Here is a 15863-nt window from a genome sequence, read left to right on the forward strand (position 1 = left end):
CCTGAGATGACCGCCGAAACCGTTCTCACCAATGCCCGCATCGTGCTGCCCGACGAGATCGTCGAGGGCTCCCTTCTGTTGCGCGACGGCCTGATCGCCGCCGTCGAGCCGGGTGCTGCCCGCACCGGCGAGGACATGGGGGGCGACTACATCATCCCGGGCCTCGTCGAGCTGCACACCGATCACCTCGAAGGTCATTACGCGCCGCGCCCAAAGGTGCGCTGGAACCCGATCGCCGCCGTGCTTGCCCATGATGCCCAGGTGGCGACCGCCGGTATCACCACCGTGCTCGACGCCTTGCGCGTCGGCATGGACGAGGACGCCGACCTGAAATCCGACGACGTCCGCAAGCTGGCTGACGCGATCGAGGACAGCGTGCGACAGGATCGGCTGAGAGCCGACCATTTCATCCATTTGCGTTGCGAGGTCTCGGCGCCGGATTGCCTCGAGGCCTTCGCCAATTTCGAGACCGACGACAGGGTGAAGCTCGCCTCGCTGATGGACCATGCGCCTGGGCAGCGGCAGTTCGTCAATCTTGAGACCTATGCCTATTACTATCAGCGTAAGTTGAAGCTTACCGATCGCGACTTCCAGAAATTCTGCGAGAAGCGGATGGCGGAATCGGCCCGCAATTCCGGGCCTAACCGCGTGTTCATCTCGGCCGCCTGCAAGGAGCGCGGCATCGTGCTGGCCAGTCATGACGACGCGACCGCCGGCCATGTCGACGAAGCGATCCAGCAGGGCGTGCGCGTCGCCGAATTCCCGACGACGGAAGAAGCGGCCAAGGCCTCCAAGGCGGCGGGGCTCGGCGTGCTGATGGGCGCGCCGAACGTGATGCGCGGCGCCTCGCATTCCGGGAACGTCTCGGCGCGCACGCTTGCCGCCGACGGCCTGCTCGACATCCTGTCGTCCGATTACATCCCCTTCAGCCTAATCCAGTCGGCCTTCTTCCTCGGCGACGTCATCGAAGCGATCTCGCTGCCGCAGGCGGTGGCGATGGTGTCGAAGAACCCGGCCCAAGCGGTCGGCCTCTCCGACCGCGGGGTCATCGAGCCTGGCCGCCGCGCCGACCTGGTGCGCGTGCGCGTCGACGACCATGTGCCGGTCGTGCGCACCGTGTGGCGCCAGGGCCGCCGGGTCGCATGATGGTCTCGGCCCTCATCGAGCGCGAGCTGGCCGAGAGCCTGCCGATCCGCAACGGCGTCTTCGTCGCGGTGGTCGGTCCGAGCGGCGCCGGCAAGGATACGGTGATCGGCTACGCCAAGCAGCGCTTTGCCGGCGAGACGCGGCTGGAATTCGTGCGCCGCGTCATCACCAGGCCGAGCGACACGGCAAGCGAGGACCACGACACGCTGGCGGACGCCGCCTTCGCCGAAGCCGAGGCCGACGGCGCCTTCTCACTTTGCTGGGATGCGCACGGCCTGCGCTACGGCCTGCCGGCCGATGTCGACTGGGCCGTGGCGAACGGCCATGTCGCGGTCGCCAACGTGTCGCGCGCGGTCATCCCGGCGCTGCGCGAGCGCTACGCCAATCTGGCCGTGGTCGAGATCACCGCCACGCCGGAGATCCTGGCCGAACGGCTGGCGGCGCGCGGCCGCGAATCGCGCGGCGAGGTGCTTGCCCGCCTGGCGCGTAGCGCCAGCGTCAAGCTGACCGGGCCGGACGTCACCTCGATCGACAACAGCGGCGACAAAGACATTGCCGGCGAACGCTTCGCCGAGGTGCTGCGCAAGGCGATGGCGTTTTCCGATCTGTCGGACATGATCTAAGATGCGCTGATATTCAGGTGAGGCCGGCCTGCAAGTAGCGGCTCCCTGCGCTTCCGGTGCTCACGTTCTTAAGTACGCTCCGCTCCGGTTCTCGGAAGCCACCACTTTCGGCTCGGCCTGACCTGAATCTCTGCACATCTTAGCGCCGAGCGAGGTCTGTCTTCACTTGTTGAAGTTGGCGATGAACTGCTTGAATTGCGGCGTCGGCGGCCTGGCGAACATCTCCTTCGGCTCGCCGACCGAATCCACCTCGCCCCTGTGCAGGAACATCACCTTGCTGGACACGTCGCGGGCAAAGCCCATTTCGTGGGTGACGACGAGCATGGTGCGCCCTTCCTCGGCGAGCGAGCGCATGACGCGCAGCACCTCGCCGACCAGTTCCGGATCGAGTGCCGAGGTCGGCTCGTCGAACAGCATCACCTTGGGATTCATCGCCAGTGCGCGGGCGATCGCGGCGCGCTGCTGCTGGCCGCCCGACATATGCGGCGGATAGTAGTTGCGGCGCTCCCATATGCCGACGCGTTTCAGCAGCGCCTCGGCCTGCTCCAGGCACTCGGCGCGCGGCCGCTTCAATACATGCGTCGGCGCGGCGACGAGGTTTTCGAGCACCGTCATGTGCGACCATAGATTGAAGCTCTGGAACACCATGGCGAGGTTGGCGCGGATGCGCTCCACCTGGCGAATGTCGGCCGGCATCTGATGGCCGTCGCGGCCTTGCTTCATCTTGATGAGCTCGCCGTCGACCCGAACTTCGCCGGAGTCAGGTGTCTCCAGGAGATTGATACAGCGCAGCATCGTGCTCTTGCCCGAACCCGATGAGCCGAGGATGGAAATCACATCGCCCTTGTGGGCCTCGAGCGAAATGCCCTTGAGCACCTCGTGATCGCCGAAGCACTTGCGCAGGTCCTTGACGCTGATGGCGGGCGTCTCGCCAGAGGCCGGTGCCGATTTCGCTGCAGCGGCGACATTTGCCGACATCACAACACCTCCGGGACGGGTTTGATTTGCTGGCTTTGCTCGGGCGGTGGCCGCAGATGAGGCGAAAGCCTGTATTCGACCCAGGCGAATAGCCGGGCGATCGACAGGTTGAGGAGCAGGTAGATCACTCCGGCGCAGGTCAGCACCTCGATCGGTCGGAACGTGTCGTGCTGGATCTTCTGTGCCGTTCCCATCATCTCCATGATCGTCACCACGGAGGCGAGCGCGGTTGCCTTGGTCATCAGGATGATTTCGGTCGAATAGGCCGGCAAAGCGAGCCGCAGCGCGATCGGCAGCGTGACGAGGCGGAAGCGGGTGAAGGCCGACATGCCGAATGCCTTGGCCGCCTCGATCTGGCCGACAGGCACCGCCCGGAGCGCACCGCGGAAAATCTCGCTCTCATAGGCGGCTGTGTTCAAGGCCATGGCGACGATCGTGCAATACATCGGATCGCGCAGGATCGGCCATAGAACCGGGCTGTGGCGGACGAAGTCGAACTGGGAGAGCCCGAAATAGATCAGATAGAGCTGCACCAAGAGCGGCGAGCCGCGGAAGATGAAGACGTAGCCGCGGGTGAAATACTCGCCCAGTTTGTAGCCGGAGGCGCGCAGCCAGGTCAGGCCGGTGGCGATAAGGAGCCCGAAGGCGATGCCGAAGAACCAGATTTCGAGAGTCAGCGGCAGCGCCTTCAGCACGCTCCACATGGTGGAAAGATAGAAATCGAAATCCACCGCCACCTCACTTCGGCCGCATGAAACTGCGCGAGGTGTAACGCTCGGCCTTCTCGAAGATCGGCGTCGAGACTGAGGTCATCACCAGGTAAAGGATGCCGGCGAGCGTGTAGAAAAGCAGCGAATGATGCGTCGAGCGCGCAGCCTTGTTGGCGGTGAGCATCAGTTCGGCGACGCCGGTGACCGAGATCAGCGCGGAATCCTTGATCGTCAATTGCCAGACATTGCCTAGCCCCGGCACCGCAAGGCGCAGGACCTGAGGCATGATCACGAGGCGAAACCGCAGCCAGGCCGACATGCCATAGGCGCGGGCTGCTTCCAATTCGCCGCGGTGGATCGCCAGGAACGACCCGCGAAAAACCTCGGCCTGGTAGGCACCGGAAATGATGCCGACAGCGAGAACGCCGCCGAGGAAGCTCGGCATGTTCAAGATGTCGGTCGAGCCGATCGACCCGGTCGACCGCGCCACCCCGGTCAGCACCTGCGTGCCGCCATAGTAGAACAGGTAGATGATCAAGAGTTCCGGTTCGCCGCGGAAAACCGTGGTGTAGCTCTCGCCGATGAATCTCAATCCGCCGCGATGCGAGAGCTTGGCCGCCGCCACCAACGAGCCCAGCACAGCACCAATCAACATCGAGACGATGGTGACGGCGAGCGTCCAGGCGATGCCCCAGAGCAGTTGCACGCCCCAGCCGGCGGCCAAGAGCGCATAGGCCGTCGACACCTGGTCCCTGAGATCGTTGAGAAACTCCACTTACGGCTCCTGCGGACGCCGAGATGTGCATCGACGGTTGCCCGCCTTTGATGCATGTCGTTCTCCCAAAACCGCTACGCATTTTTGGGCCGACATGCACTCAATGCAAAACGGGAGCAGCTTTGGCTGCTCCCGTTGCGACATTACTTGGTAATGTCGATCTTGAACCATTGCATGGAGTATTTCGACACCGAGCCGTCGTCGAGCGCGGCCTTGAGCGCCTTGTTGTAGATGTCCTGCAAGTCCTTGTCGGTCTTGCGGAAGGCTGCACCGATGCCTGGCCCGAGGATCGGACCGCCCTTGAATTGCGGCCCGACGAATTCCAGGTCCTTGGCATCCGGCTTGGCCAGCGTGCCGAGGAAATAGGTGGTGTCGGCAAAGGCTACGTCGATGCGGCCCGCCATGAGGTCGAGGTCGTGCTCGTCGGTGGTCTTGTATTCATGAACGTTGGCGACGTCCTTGAGATATTTGTCGGCGAAGGTCGCCTCGGTGGTCGAGACCTGCAGGCCGACATTCTTGCCGGTGAGCTCCTTGCGCAGCGTGTCGAGCGCCGCCTTGGATTCGGCGTCGTCCTTCGATAGGTCGATCATCTTGCCGCTGTTGGACAAGTTGGCCAGCGGGCCGTTCTTGTCGGCCAGGAAGGCGACCGGCGACGAGGCGTAGGGGATCGAGAAGTCGATCGTCTTCATGCGCTCTTCGGTGATCGACATGCCGTCCATGACGATGTCGAACTTGCCCGCCGTGAGTCCGGGAATGACACCGTCCCAGTCCTGCGCGACGATCTTGCATTCGAGCTTCGCGCGCGCGCAGACGTCGTTGAGGATGTCCACCTCGAAGCCGACGATCTTGCCGCTGGCGTCCGTCTGGTTCCAGGGCGCATAGGAGCCCTCCATGGCGACGGTAACGGTTTTCCAGTCCTTGGCCAGCGCCGGGGTCGAGCAGGTCAATGCCAGCGCCGCGAGCGCGATCCAACGTGATGATGTCACAGGTGTGTCTCCCAATTTTTGTTCTTGGAACCCTCAGATGCCAATTGCTTAGCCCAGCCCCAATTCTGCGACAAGGGCAGTTTTTTCCGGTTCACGCGCTGCTGCAATCCGCCCGCGAATCCGGGCCCGCCCGGGGGGTTCATGGCGAGCATCGATCCAATAGGGACCGTGAACGTTAGAGCGAGGCTACTCCGCCGGCGCGCCCGCAACATTCTGGCGCGTCGCCTCGATCATGCGGCGCCGGGCGCGGAAGACGCCCCATTGCTGGTCGACCAGCACGCCGATCAGGATCACGCCGCCCATGACGGCGAAGTTGAGCGAGGAGGGGATGCCGAGCAGGTTGACGAGGTTCTGCAGTTCCTGCAGCAGCACCGTGCCGAGGATCACGCCGACCAGCGAGCCTTCACCGCCGCGCAGCGAGAACCCCCCGAGCACGGCGGCCGCGATGGCGTAGAGCTCGTAGAACTGGCCGTGGCTCGCCGGCGAGATCGAGCGCGTGTACATGGCGAAATAGATCGCCGACAGCGCCGTCAGCACGCCGCAGATGACATAGGCCGCGATGATCACCCGGCCTGTGCGGATGCCTGAATATTTCGCCGCTTCCTCGTTCTTGCCGATGGCGTAGAGATAGCGGCCGAACACCGAGCGGTGCAGCACCACCCACATGACGATGGCGATGACGATCAGCGCGATGAAGGAGTTCGGCAAGCCGTAGGAGCGGCCCGCGGTCAGGAATTCGAGTGTCGGGAAATTCTGCCCGAAGGCGAAGCCCGCCGTACCGTCGGCCGTGTAGAAACGCGCCACGCCGCGATAGATGAGCAGGCCGCACAGCGTCACCACGAAGGGCTGCAATTTCAGCCTTGTGATCAGCCAGCCATGCACGAAGCCGATGACGGCGCCGAGCACGATGATCACCACGAAGGCCAGCGGCCAGTCCAATTCGCGCACAGCGATGAAGTCGATGAACAGGGTGCCGAGCAGCGCGATCAGCGAGCCGACAGACAATTCGATGCCGCCGGTGATGATGACGAAGGCCTGGCCGATCGACAGGATGCCGAACAGGGCGACAAGGTTGGAGGTGTTGGCGAGATTGATCGCCGAGAGGAAGCGTGGATTGATTGCCGTGACCACCGCGCCGACCACCAGGATCAGGATCAGCAGGCCGAGATCTTTCTTGCTCATTGCGCTCCTCCCGCCGCTTGCAGCAGTTTCGGCTTCTTGCCGACCGCCAGCAAGAGCACGTTCTCCTGGCTGAAATCGTCCTTGTCGAGGATGCCGGAAATCTGCCCCTCATGCATGACCGCGATGCGGTCCGAGACGCCGATCACCTCCTCCATGTCGCTGGAGATCATCAGCACGGCGACGCCGGCATCGGCCAGCGCCCGCATCAGGCCGTAGATCTCGGCCTTGGCGCCGATGTCGATGCCACGCGTCGGCTCGTCCAGGATCATCACCTTGGGGTTCATCGCCAGCCATTTGGCGAGAACCACCTTCTGCTGGTTGCCGCCGGACAGCGTGCCGGTGCGGGTGAGCACCGACGGCGCCTTGATGCCGAGGTTCTTCTTCTGCTTTTCCGCCGTCGCGAGCTCGGCGCCGGCCGAGACCAGCGAGCGCCTGGCATGGGCCGGCAGGTTGGGCAGCGAGATGTTCTGCGCGATCGACAGGTCGAGCAAAACGCCGGTGAGCTTGCGGTCTTCCGGCACCAGGAAGATGCCGTTCGCCACCGCGTCAGCGGCCGAGCCGACATCAAGTGGCTTGCCGTTAAGCGTGACGCTGCCGGCCAAACGCTCTTCGATGCCGAACAGCACGCGCGCGAGTTCAGTGCGGCCGGAGCCGACCAGGCCCGCAAGGCCCAGGATCTCCGCGCGTCTCAGCTCGATGCTGACCGGCCGGTCTGGATAGGTGCTGGTGCGGATCGCCTCGGCAGCGAGCGCGACGCTGCCCGGCGCTCGCGTGGCTTCGCCGGCCTTCTCGCGCTCCTTCAGCATGCGGCCAATCATCAGCCTGACCATCTCGTCGTGGTTGATCCGGTCCTTCGCCAGCGTGCCGGCCAGCGTGCCGTCGCGCAGCACCACGACGCGGTCGGCGACACGCTCGATCTCATGCAGCCGATGCGAAATGAAGATGACGCTGATGCCTTGAGCCTTCAGCCCCTTGATGACGTCGAGCAGCTTTTCCGTTTCCGCCATCGGCAGGCTGGAGGTCGGCTCGTCGAGGATCACAAGGCGGGCCTTGATCGACAGCGCCTTGGCGATCTCGACCATTTGCTGCTGAGCGAGCGACAGCGACGCGACAGGCGCATCGGCCGAGAAATTGGCGCCGACGCGCTTCAGGAGCGGCGCCACCATCTCGCGCAGCCTGGCCCGGTCGACCAGCCTCAGCGGCCCGGCCTTCAGCGGCTCGCGGCCGAAGAAGATGTTGGCGGCGACGTCGAGGTTCTCGAAAAGGTTCAATTCCTGGTGCACGAAAGCGATGCCGGAGCCGATGCTCTGCTCGACGGTCAGCCCGTCATGCGCGGCGCCATCGACCGTGATGGTGCCGCTGTCCGGCCGCGTCACGCCGCCGAGGATCTTCATCAGCGTCGATTTGCCGGCGCCGTTTTCGCCGACAAGGCCGATGACCTCGCCGGGGCGAACTTCCATGGAGAACCTATCTAGCGCGACAACGCCCGGATAGGTTTTGCGCACGGCCTCAAGGCTCAGGAACGGAGCGGTGTCTGGGTGAGTGGTGTCGGTAGGGGTCATCGCGCCATAGTTACCGCACTTGGCAGCAGCCGGTGGGCTACAGACTGACGGGCCTTGGCGGGTCCGTCAATACGAACGCCGGCTCAAGGGAAAAACCTTGAGCCGGCGCAACTGTGCCGGGCTTACTTGCCCTGCATCGCCTTGAGGTTGGCGGCATAGGCGTCGACATCATCCTTGCCGATGATCTTGGTCGGGATGATGATCAGGTTGTTGGCCGGGATGCCCGACTTGTCGCCTTTGAGATAAGCGGCCATCAGCTTCATGCCCTGATAGGCCCATTCGAACGGCTGCTGCACCACGGTGGCGGCAACGGTGCCTTCCTTGACGCCGCCCAGCGTGATCGGATCGTCGTCGAAGCCGACGACGGTGATCTGGCCGAGCTTGCCGGCGTCGCGCAGCGCTTCATAGATGCGCGGCGTGTTGTAGGAGTAGAAGCCGACCATGCAGGTGATGTCGGGGCTGGCGACCAGCGCGTCCTCGACATTCTTCTTGGCGCGCGCCTGGTCGATATCGTCGCCGCGCACATCGACCAGCTCGATCTTGCTGCCGGCGAGCCCGTCCTTCATGCCCTGGATGCGTTCCTTGGCGTTGTCGGCGCCGAGCAGGCCGACGAAGCCCAGGCACTTGCCACCATTCGGCATCGCCTTCTTGGCGATCTCGGCCGCCTGCTTGCCGGCATCGACGTTGGACGAGCCGATATAGGCGACGCGCTTGGTCTGCGGCGCATCGGAGTCGGTCGTGAACAGCGCGGTTTCCGACGCGATCTTGTTGAGCCCATCGGTCGAGGTCTTGGGGTCGACGGCCGAGACCATGATGCCCTTGACGCCCGCCGTCACCAAGTCGTCCATCAGGCGCTGCTGGATGGCGACCGAGGACTGTTCCGGATATTTCAGCTCGAGATTGTAGTCGGGCAGCTCGCCTTGCGCCTTCTTGACGCCGGCTTCCGCCGCCTTCCAGAAGTCTGACGCACCGTTGACGACAAAGGCCAGCGTCGGCTTGTCGTCCGCGCGGGTTACCGCTGTGGTCGCAAGCCCGATGAGCAGGGCCGCTGCGGCGACAGATGCGTTACGGATCAAAAATTTCATATTTCAACCTCCCTTGTAGAACCTGACTATAGAACTCGTTGGCGATGTCTCGACCGCGGTCCGGACAACCCTCCTCCTCAAGGGTCTGGCGCAAAGGTCCGCCGACTTAAGAACGGTGCCGATCGGGCCGCGGTCGAGACACTAGACACTCATGTGGCGTTCGTAAATAGTCCGATTTGTCTGACATTTTCGTGAGAATGGATACAGCCCAGACCGGCGATAAAGCCGCGTTTCGAGCGAGCGTCCATCGCACCTGCCGCGCCCAACGGAGGCCCGTTCGGACACGCCGAGTTGACAGTAGAACGCTTAGGGCTATTAGTAAAGACTATTAGTTATGACACCACGAGGCGCGTTGCCGACGCGGAGGAGACGCTGGTCAAAGGACGCGCCAGGAGCGAAGAGAGCGAGCGCAACAGGTCCGCAACCGCGCGGAATACGCGAGAATTGTCAGCATTGCTGACCTTGTCTGACCGGTTTCGTCGAGAAGCGGCTCAGCCGGTGCTTCGCATGACTTGCTTGCGAATATGTATTAGCACGCGCAGTCTCGTAAACGGCGACGGCCTCGACCATCTTGCCGTTGCCGCCGCCTTTGCTTTAGAGCCGGCTGGGTTTGGGAAACGACCATGAGCGAACCGACGGACCTGCGCGATCCCCCCGGAACTTCCAGGCGCCGCAAGCTGGCGGCCAAACCGAAGGGGCGTGTGACCATGACCGACATTGCGCGCGCCGCCGGCTGCTCGCAGGCGACGGTCTCGTTCGTGCTCAACAATTCGCCGGGCATCAGGCTCTCGCAGCAGACACGCGACCGGGTGATCGAGGCGGCGCGGGCGCTGGGCTATTCGCCGCCGGTCTTTTCGGCGCTCAGGCCGCCAGTGACGCCGTTCGAAGGCCTCGACGGCGTCATCGGCTTTGCGGTCGACCAGCTCGCCACCAGCCCCGAGGCAGTGGTCGCCATCGAGGGAGCGCGACAGGCCTCGTGGAACGCCGGCAATGTGCTTCTGGTGGCGCAGACCATGGGCGACGCAGTGATGGAGCCCCGCGCGATTTCAGCACTGACGCGGCGCGGCATCTCGGCGCTGATCTACATGACCATCTTCACGCGCGAGATCACGGCGCCGGATTTCCTCTACAGCCTCGACATCCCGGTCATCCTGCTCAACTGCTACACCGCCGATTATGCCTTCCCGGCCGTGGTTCCCTCCGAGATCGCCGGCGGCCAGAGCGCGACAAGGCACCTGATCGCCCATGGGCATCGCCGCATCGCCACCATCACTGGCGAGCCGTGGATGCAGGCCGCGCAGGACCGGCTCAAGGGCTATCGCCGGGCGCTCGCGACAGCGGACATCCCCTTTGACCCGGAGCTGGTGGTCGAGGGCGACTGGTCGGCCAGCGCCGGCTATGCCGCGACGGTGAAGCTGCTCGGGCTCAAGGAGCGTCCCACCGCCATCTTCTGCCAGAACGACCGCACCGCCATTGGCTGCTACGAGGCGCTCAAGGAAGCCGGCCTGCATATCCCGCAGGACATCTCCGTGGTTGGCTATGACGACGAGGAGATCGCCCGCCACCTTTTCCCGCCGCTGACCACATTGATCCTGCCGCATCTGGCGATGGGCCAATGGGCGATCGAGCAGCTCGAAACGCCGCCGACGCCCGGCCGCGGCCGGTACCCGATCACCAAGCTCGAGTGCCCGCTGGTGGAGCGGGAGAGCGTGGCGGACGTGAAGTCACCTACATAAAGCGCCGGCGCGTTCGGCTACCTTTGCTGCCGATGTTGCAGATTGCCGGTGCCTTGGCAGCAATTCCGCCGTCGTTTAGCTTGGACTCATAAATGGGAGGCTCAGATGACGTCCACCTTCACTGTCCATGCAGCATCCGGTTATGAGCAACTGATGGGGCGCTGGAGCCGCAGGCTGGCGCCCAAGTTCATCGAGTTCGCGGGGTTGGCCGGCGGCGAGACAATCCTCGATGTCGGCTGCGGCACCGGGAGCCTGACATTCGAGCTGGCAAAATCCGCCGATCTTGCCGAGATCCAGGCCATCGATTTTTCCCCGGTCTTCGTCGCGGCGGCGAAGGAGAAAAACACCGATCCGCGCGTCACCATCAACCAGGCCGATGCCACCGCCTTGCCATTCTCAGACAACGCGTTCGACCGCGCGCTGGCGCTGCTGGTGCTGCATTTCGTGCCGGAGGCCGGCAAGGCGGTGGCCGAGATGCGCCGCGTGGCGCGACCGGGCGGCATAGTCGCAGCAGTGGTCTGGGACCACTATGGCGGCATGACCGGCATGCGCATGATGATCGACACGATTGCCGCGGTCAGCGAAAGCGGACGACAGATGCGCAGCCGCTACTGCTTCCAGCCTATGATGCAGCCGGGCGAGATGAAGCGGACCTTTGTCGAGCAGGGTCTCGCCGACGTCACGGAAGCGGAGCTGATGATCCGGATGGACTACTCGGATTTCGACGACCTTTGGGCGCCGATCCGCGCCGGAGAAGGCCCGCTCGGCAAATACATGACCACGCTGGACGCAGCCGAGCGCGAGCGCGTCGAGGCCGCCGTCCGCGATGCCTATCAGGCAGGCCGGCCCGACGGTCCGCGATCCTTCGCCAATGTAGCCTGGGCCTGCCGCGGCATCGTGCCCTGACATCCATATAGAGGTGCGGCGCACGGCACCGCGGTGACGCATCAGTTGCCGGCGGCCGCGGTATCGATCTCCCAGCCGTCGACCCAGACCTGCCGCAGCCGGTCGCCTTCGCCCTTGAACCACAGGTTCGTTGGCCGGCAGTCCTCGATGCGGTCGCTGCGGAAATTGCGGATGGCCTGGCGCAATTCGCACCAGGCGACGATATTGGCGGTCTCGGCATAATAGATCAGCGCGACCGGGCGGATGATGCGATCGGTCGCGCGTCCCGCCTCGTCGCGATAGGCGAGGCCGAGTTTCTCCTCGTCGCGGATGGCGCGGCGGACCAGCGCGAGATCGACAGCGGGCGCGGAAGGCGCGGCAAATCCCCAGGCGTGAAGGGCGTTGGCGTCCAGCGTCTGCCGCAAAGGCGGGGGCACGGTGCCGGCGATCTTGGCGCCGACGCGTTTTGCGGCCTGCTTCAGCTCGTCGTCGCCCGTGCGTTCGAGCAGCGCCAGTGACAGCACGATCGCTTCCATCTCCTCGATGGAGAACATCAGCGGCGGCAGGTCGAAGCCGGGGCGCAATATGTAGCCGATCCCGCGCCCGCCCTCGATCGGCACGCGCATCGCCTGCAACGCGGCGATGTCGCGATAGACTGAGCGCACGGTCACCTCCATTTGCCCGGCCATTGCAGCCGCGGTCACCGGCTTCCTGGCCAGACGCAGGATCTGGATAATCTCGAACAGGCGCGAGGCCTTGCGCATTTTTCCACCCTACCGAGACGCAACTGACACATCCTCGTCAGTTGGCGTGACCTATAGGGCCGCCTACCCACTTGAAAATCAATAGATTCCTTTGCACCCAAGCGAACGAGGCGACAGGCAACTGACATGAGTTATGGCGAAAATCTCTGGCTGTTCTTCGTGCTTCTGTTCGGCATCATCGCCGTTCCGGGCATGGACATGCTGTTCGTGCTCGCCAATGCGCTGACCGGCGGCAGCAATCGAGGCCTGGCGGCCACCGCCGGCATCATGCTCGGCGGCGCGGTGCACACGCTGAACGGCGCGGTCGGCGTCGGGCTGCTCATGCATTTCGTGCCGGTGCTGTTCACGCCGCTGCTTATCGCCGGCGCCGCCTACATGGCCTATATCGGCGTTTCGCTGATGCGCAGCTCGATCACCGTCGGCGATGACGGGCCCACGGGGAGCCGTTCGGCCTGGAAGGCGTTTCGCCAGGGCCTGGTCACCTGCCTGATCAATCCGAAGGCCTATCTCTTCATCCTCGCCGTCTATCCGCAATTCCTGAAGCCGGCTTACGGCCCGATCTGGATGCAGGCGACCATCATGGGATTGCTGACGGTCGCCACGCAGGCGGCGATCTATGGCGGGCTCGCCGTCACAGCCGGCCGCAGCCGGGGGCTGCTGGTCGACAATCCACGCGCGACCATCCTGGCCGGGCGAAGCGCCGGGCTGCTGCTGTTTGCCGTTTCGGTATTCACGGCCTGGGAAGGGTTGAGGGCGGCGTGACCGCCGCCCCCCATTCGGCTTATGCCGCGCCCTGACGGCTGGCGAACATCTCGCGCTTCGCCGACCGGCGCCATTCGACGGCGCCGGCGAGGCCGTGCAGCACGGTCTCCGTAGTCGCCCAGTCGATGCAGCCATCGGTGATGCTCTGGCCGTAGACGAGCGGCTTGCCGGGCGAAACGTCTTGGCGGCCGGCGACGAGATTGCTCTCGATCATGACGCCGATGATGCGCTCGTCACCCGCTGCGACCTGGCCCGCCACATCATGCGCGACCTTGGGCTGGTTCTCCGGCTTCTTGGCGCTGTTGGCGTGGCTGACATCGATCATCAGGCGCGGCGCGACACCGATGTGGCCAAGCTCGGCGGCGGCGGCATCGACGCTCGCCGCATCGTAGTTGGGCTGGATGCCGCCGCGCAGAATGACATGGCAGTCCTCATTGCCCGTGGTCGCCGCGATCGCGCTGCGGCCGCCCTTGGTCACTGCCATGAAATGGTGCGGCTGTGCTGCCGACTTCACCGCTTCGCCGGCAATCCTGAGATTGCCGTCGGTGCCGTTCTTGAAGCCGACCGGGCAGGAAAGACCCGAAGCCAGCTCGCGATGGATCTGGCTTTCGGTCGTTCGCGCGCCGATGGCGCCCCAAGCGACGAGGTCGGCGATATATTGCGGGATGGTCATGTCGAGGAACTCAGTCGCCGCCGGAAGGCCGAGATTGTTGACGGCCGACAGCACGTTGCGGGCCATGCGCAAGCCCTTCTCGATGTTGAAGCTGCCGTCGAGATCGGGATCGTTGATCAGCCCCTTCCAGCCGACCGTTGTGCGCGGCTTCTCAAAATAGACTCGCATGACGATCTCGAGCCGGTCGGCAAGGGTCTCGCGCAGCGCCGCCAGACGGCTGGCGTAGTCCACGGCGGCGACCGGATCGTGGATGGAACAAGGGCCGACGATGACAAGCAGTCGATCGTCGGCCCCGGTCAGGATGGAATGAATGGCGTTGCGCGAGGAGGCAACGGTGCGCGTCGCGGTGAGCGAGCGCGGTATCTCGCGCATCACCTCGTCGGGCGTGCTCAAGGCTCTGATTTCGGTGACCCGAAGGTCGTCTGTGGTGGTCAACACGGCTTTCTGCTCCTGGTTTAGGAGACCTGCCGGCTGAAACAAAAAAGCCGCCAGGTCTGGCGGCTTGTCGGATTTTGATCTGGAAATTTTTCAGATCGAGCGCAATCCTCCCGCCGCCAGCGAGCTACCGTAGCTAAAGTACCAAAACGAGGCGGTCAGGTGGATCATGCGGCTCATATAGTCGATGCGAGGGCGGTTGTCACGTGCCTCTTAAGGGTGCGCATTGTCTCAGCTTGCAATGTGCTCGTAGCCTTGGGGAAACCAGATGCCACGCCGAAGCCAGTTCGCCCCACCCAAATTGGGCAGCACGTGATTCTGATCGAGATCGTTCATATCCTTGATGATCTCGATGCTGACCGCTTTTTGAGATGGGAAGGCAAGCGCGACGAGTTGCAGCGCGTCGCCTTCCGACCGTGCAGTGACGCCAACACCAAGATGACCGCCTATCGTGATCCAGTACGGGTGCAAGGCGCTCTCCTCCTATTGGCGCGCCCTGCTTATAGCAAAAGATGGGCCCGGAGGCGTGGGACAAAAAGCGCTCCGAGACCGGCCCTTACTCGCCGATCACACCCGCGATATTCTGATCGTAGTCGACCAGCGAGCCGGTCATCACACCGGCCTGCGGGCTCAGCATGTAGCTGATCAGCCGGGCGAGTTGGGCCGGCTTCACCAGTTGGCCCATCGGCTGCGCGGCCTCTGCCTTTTCCAGCCAGTCATCCGACGCTCCGTGCCATTTCTTCTGCACGATCGCCTCCCCCTCGGTGTCCATCCAGCCCGGCAGCACGGCGTTGCAGCGGATGCGGTTCTTCCGGTAGGCGCTGGCGACATTCTTGGTGAGCGTCATCAGCGCGCCCTTGCTGGTCGAATAGGGCGTCAGGAAGGACTGGCCGGCATGCGCCGACATCGACAGCACGTTGACGATCGAGCCCGGCGCCTTGCGTTCCAGGAGATGCGCGACAAGGCCCTGCATCAGGAAGAAGGGGCCGCGCACATTGGTGTCGAATATTTGGTCGAACAGCTCCTCGGTGGTCTCCACCAGCGACCCCCGCGCGGATGTGGCGGCGGCATTGACCAGCCCATTCAACGTGCCGAAATGCTTGATCGCCACCTCGACGGCACGCTTGCAGTCGGCGACCTTGGCGACATCGGCGCTGATGAAGATGGCGTCGACGCCGTTTTTCTTCAGAGCCGCGACCGCCTTGTCGCCCTTCTCCTGCGAGCGGCCGATCAGCGCCAGCGCGCGGCAGCCCTCGTCGGCCAAGGCTTCAGCCACGGCGAAGCCAATACCCTGCGCGCCGCCGGTGACGATGGCGCGCGTTTCTGAATTGCGACCGGCCAAACCGCTCATCGCTGTGCTCCTGTGTCTTTGACTACCAATGGAATTTCGAGATTCATTGACGTTACGATCGGTTTCTTGGCGCCGTGTCGCGTTGATAACTTGGTCGAAGAGCCCTCGACTTCGTCATTCTAGGACGAAGCAGGAGCCTAGCTCCGTCGCGAAGACCCTAGGATTCCGTGACCCCGGCCGAGGAACGCAGCGGAGCAGCATTCTGGACCG

The 15863-nt window shown here is 64.0% G+C and carries 16 protein-coding genes; 5 read left to right on the top strand and 11 right to left on the bottom strand.

Going from position 1 to position 15863, the window contains the following annotated elements; genetic code table 11:
• The first annotated feature begins 6 nt into the window (after nt 1–6).
• On the top strand, nt 7–1146 hold the full coding sequence (locus tag P9272_RS13290) for an alpha-D-ribose 1-methylphosphonate 5-triphosphate diphosphatase (protein ID WP_278160887.1): 1140 nt from the start codon (nt 7–9) through the stop codon (nt 1144–1146).
• Nucleotides 1143–1769 (top strand): phosphonate metabolism protein/1,5-bisphosphokinase (PRPP-forming) PhnN, encoded by a 627-nt coding sequence (gene phnN / locus P9272_RS13295; protein WP_278160888.1) that lies wholly within the window; start codon nt 1143–1145, stop codon nt 1767–1769. Before P9272_RS13290 ends, phnN begins: the two co-directional genes overlap by 4 nt.
• A 162-nt stretch (nt 1770–1931) precedes the next feature.
• Here phnN and P9272_RS13300 read toward each other — a convergent pair whose 3' ends face one another.
• The 7 genes from P9272_RS13300 to P9272_RS13330 all read right to left on the bottom strand — a co-directional run bounded on the left by P9272_RS13300 (nt 1932) and on the right by P9272_RS13330 (nt 9047).
• Entirely contained in the window at nt 1932–2747 is an 816-nt protein-coding gene (locus tag P9272_RS13300) for an ATP-binding cassette domain-containing protein (protein ID WP_128258532.1), read from the bottom strand.
• Entirely contained in the window at nt 2747–3478 is a 732-nt protein-coding gene (locus P9272_RS13305) for an ABC transporter permease (protein WP_278160889.1), read from the bottom strand. The genes P9272_RS13300 and P9272_RS13305 overlap by 1 nt, the downstream gene beginning before the upstream one ends.
• A gap of 7 nt (nt 3479–3485) precedes the next feature.
• Nucleotides 3486–4181, bottom strand: a complete 696-nt coding sequence (locus P9272_RS13310) for an ABC transporter permease subunit (protein WP_278160930.1) — start codon at nt 4179–4181, stop codon at nt 3486–3488.
• A 194-nt stretch (nt 4182–4375) separates the two neighbouring features.
• Entirely contained in the window at nt 4376–5218 is an 843-nt protein-coding gene (locus P9272_RS13315) for a transporter substrate-binding domain-containing protein (RefSeq protein ID WP_278160890.1), read from the bottom strand.
• A gap of 186 nt (nt 5219–5404) precedes the next feature.
• Entirely contained in the window at nt 5405–6400 is a 996-nt protein-coding gene (locus P9272_RS13320; RefSeq protein ID WP_127866773.1) for an ABC transporter permease, read from the bottom strand.
• Entirely contained in the window at nt 6397–7962 is a 1566-nt protein-coding gene (locus P9272_RS13325; protein ID WP_128258533.1) for a sugar ABC transporter ATP-binding protein, read from the bottom strand. Before P9272_RS13325 ends, P9272_RS13320 begins: the two co-directional genes overlap by 4 nt.
• Nucleotides 7963–8084: 122 nt before the next feature.
• Complete coding sequence (locus tag P9272_RS13330) at nt 8085–9047, bottom strand: sugar-binding protein (protein WP_128258534.1); 963 nt, start codon at nt 9045–9047, stop codon at nt 8085–8087.
• Nucleotides 9048–9670: 623 nt separating this feature from the next.
• Between P9272_RS13330 and P9272_RS13335 the strand changes: the two genes are divergently transcribed.
• Nucleotides 9671–10783 (top strand): LacI family DNA-binding transcriptional regulator, encoded by a 1113-nt coding sequence (locus tag P9272_RS13335; RefSeq protein ID WP_278160891.1) that lies wholly within the window; start codon nt 9671–9673, stop codon nt 10781–10783.
• Between the two features lie 105 nt (nt 10784–10888).
• Nucleotides 10889–11689 (top strand): class I SAM-dependent methyltransferase, encoded by an 801-nt coding sequence (locus tag P9272_RS13340; RefSeq protein WP_278160892.1) that lies wholly within the window; start codon nt 10889–10891, stop codon nt 11687–11689.
• Nucleotides 11690–11730: 41 nt separating this feature from the next.
• Here the strand turns inward: P9272_RS13340 and P9272_RS13345 are convergent, their stop codons facing one another.
• On the bottom strand, nt 11731–12432 hold the full coding sequence (locus P9272_RS13345; RefSeq protein ID WP_128258536.1) for a YafY family protein: 702 nt from the start codon (nt 12430–12432) through the stop codon (nt 11731–11733).
• Between the two features lie 126 nt (nt 12433–12558).
• Here P9272_RS13345 and P9272_RS13350 point away from each other — a divergent pair, with 126 nt between their 5' ends.
• Entirely contained in the window at nt 12559–13194 is a 636-nt protein-coding gene (locus tag P9272_RS13350; protein ID WP_278160893.1) for a LysE family translocator, read from the top strand.
• A gap of 19 nt (nt 13195–13213) precedes the next feature.
• Here the strand turns inward: P9272_RS13350 and P9272_RS13355 are convergent, their stop codons facing one another.
• The 3 genes from P9272_RS13355 to P9272_RS13365 form a co-directional block, all read right to left on the bottom strand.
• Nucleotides 13214–14305, bottom strand: a complete 1092-nt coding sequence (locus P9272_RS13355) for a 3-deoxy-7-phosphoheptulonate synthase (protein ID WP_128258538.1) — start codon at nt 14303–14305, stop codon at nt 13214–13216.
• A gap of 228 nt (nt 14306–14533) precedes the next feature.
• Nucleotides 14534–14773 carry a hypothetical protein gene (locus P9272_RS13360; RefSeq protein WP_128258539.1) on the bottom strand — a complete coding sequence of 80 codons (240 nt, stop codon included), beginning with the start codon at nt 14771–14773 and terminating at the stop codon, nt 14534–14536.
• An 85-nt stretch (nt 14774–14858) separates the two neighbouring features.
• Nucleotides 14859–15653, bottom strand: coding sequence for an SDR family oxidoreductase (locus P9272_RS13365; RefSeq protein ID WP_128258540.1), 795 nt, complete (start codon nt 15651–15653; stop codon nt 14859–14861).
• Between the last annotated feature and the right edge of the window lie 210 nt (nt 15654–15863).

The organism is Mesorhizobium sp. WSM4976 (assembly GCF_029625685.1).
Taxonomy (GTDB): domain Bacteria; phylum Pseudomonadota; class Alphaproteobacteria; order Rhizobiales; family Rhizobiaceae; genus Mesorhizobium.

What these genes read in the sequence shown, in the direction of transcription:
- P9272_RS13290 (WP_278160887.1), top strand. Translation starts at nt 7, where the DNA reads ATGACCGCCGAAACCGTTCTCACCAATGCCCGCATCGTGCTGCCCGAC.
- phnN (WP_278160888.1), top strand. Translation starts at nt 1,143, where the DNA reads ATGATGGTCTCGGCCCTCATCGAGCGCGAGCTGGCCGAGAGCCTGCCG.
- P9272_RS13300 (WP_128258532.1), bottom strand. Translation starts at nt 2,747, where the DNA reads ATGTCGGCAAATGTCGCCGCTGCAGCGAAATCGGCACCGGCCTCTGGC.
- P9272_RS13320 (WP_127866773.1), bottom strand. Translation starts at nt 6,400, where the DNA reads ATGAGCAAGAAAGATCTCGGCCTGCTGATCCTGATCCTGGTGGTCGGC.
- P9272_RS13325 (WP_128258533.1), bottom strand. Translation starts at nt 7,962, where the DNA reads ATGACCCCTACCGACACCACTCACCCAGACACCGCTCCGTTCCTGAGC.
- P9272_RS13330 (WP_128258534.1), bottom strand. Translation starts at nt 9,047, where the DNA reads ATGAAATTTTTGATCCGTAACGCATCTGTCGCCGCAGCGGCCCTGCTC.
- P9272_RS13335 (WP_278160891.1), top strand. Translation starts at nt 9,671, where the DNA reads ATGAGCGAACCGACGGACCTGCGCGATCCCCCCGGAACTTCCAGGCGC.
- P9272_RS13340 (WP_278160892.1), top strand. Translation starts at nt 10,889, where the DNA reads ATGACGTCCACCTTCACTGTCCATGCAGCATCCGGTTATGAGCAACTG.
- P9272_RS13345 (WP_128258536.1), bottom strand. Translation starts at nt 12,432, where the DNA reads ATGCGCAAGGCCTCGCGCCTGTTCGAGATTATCCAGATCCTGCGTCTG.
- P9272_RS13350 (WP_278160893.1), top strand. Translation starts at nt 12,559, where the DNA reads ATGAGTTATGGCGAAAATCTCTGGCTGTTCTTCGTGCTTCTGTTCGGC.
- P9272_RS13365 (WP_128258540.1), bottom strand. Translation starts at nt 15,653, where the DNA reads ATGAGCGGTTTGGCCGGTCGCAATTCAGAAACGCGCGCCATCGTCACC.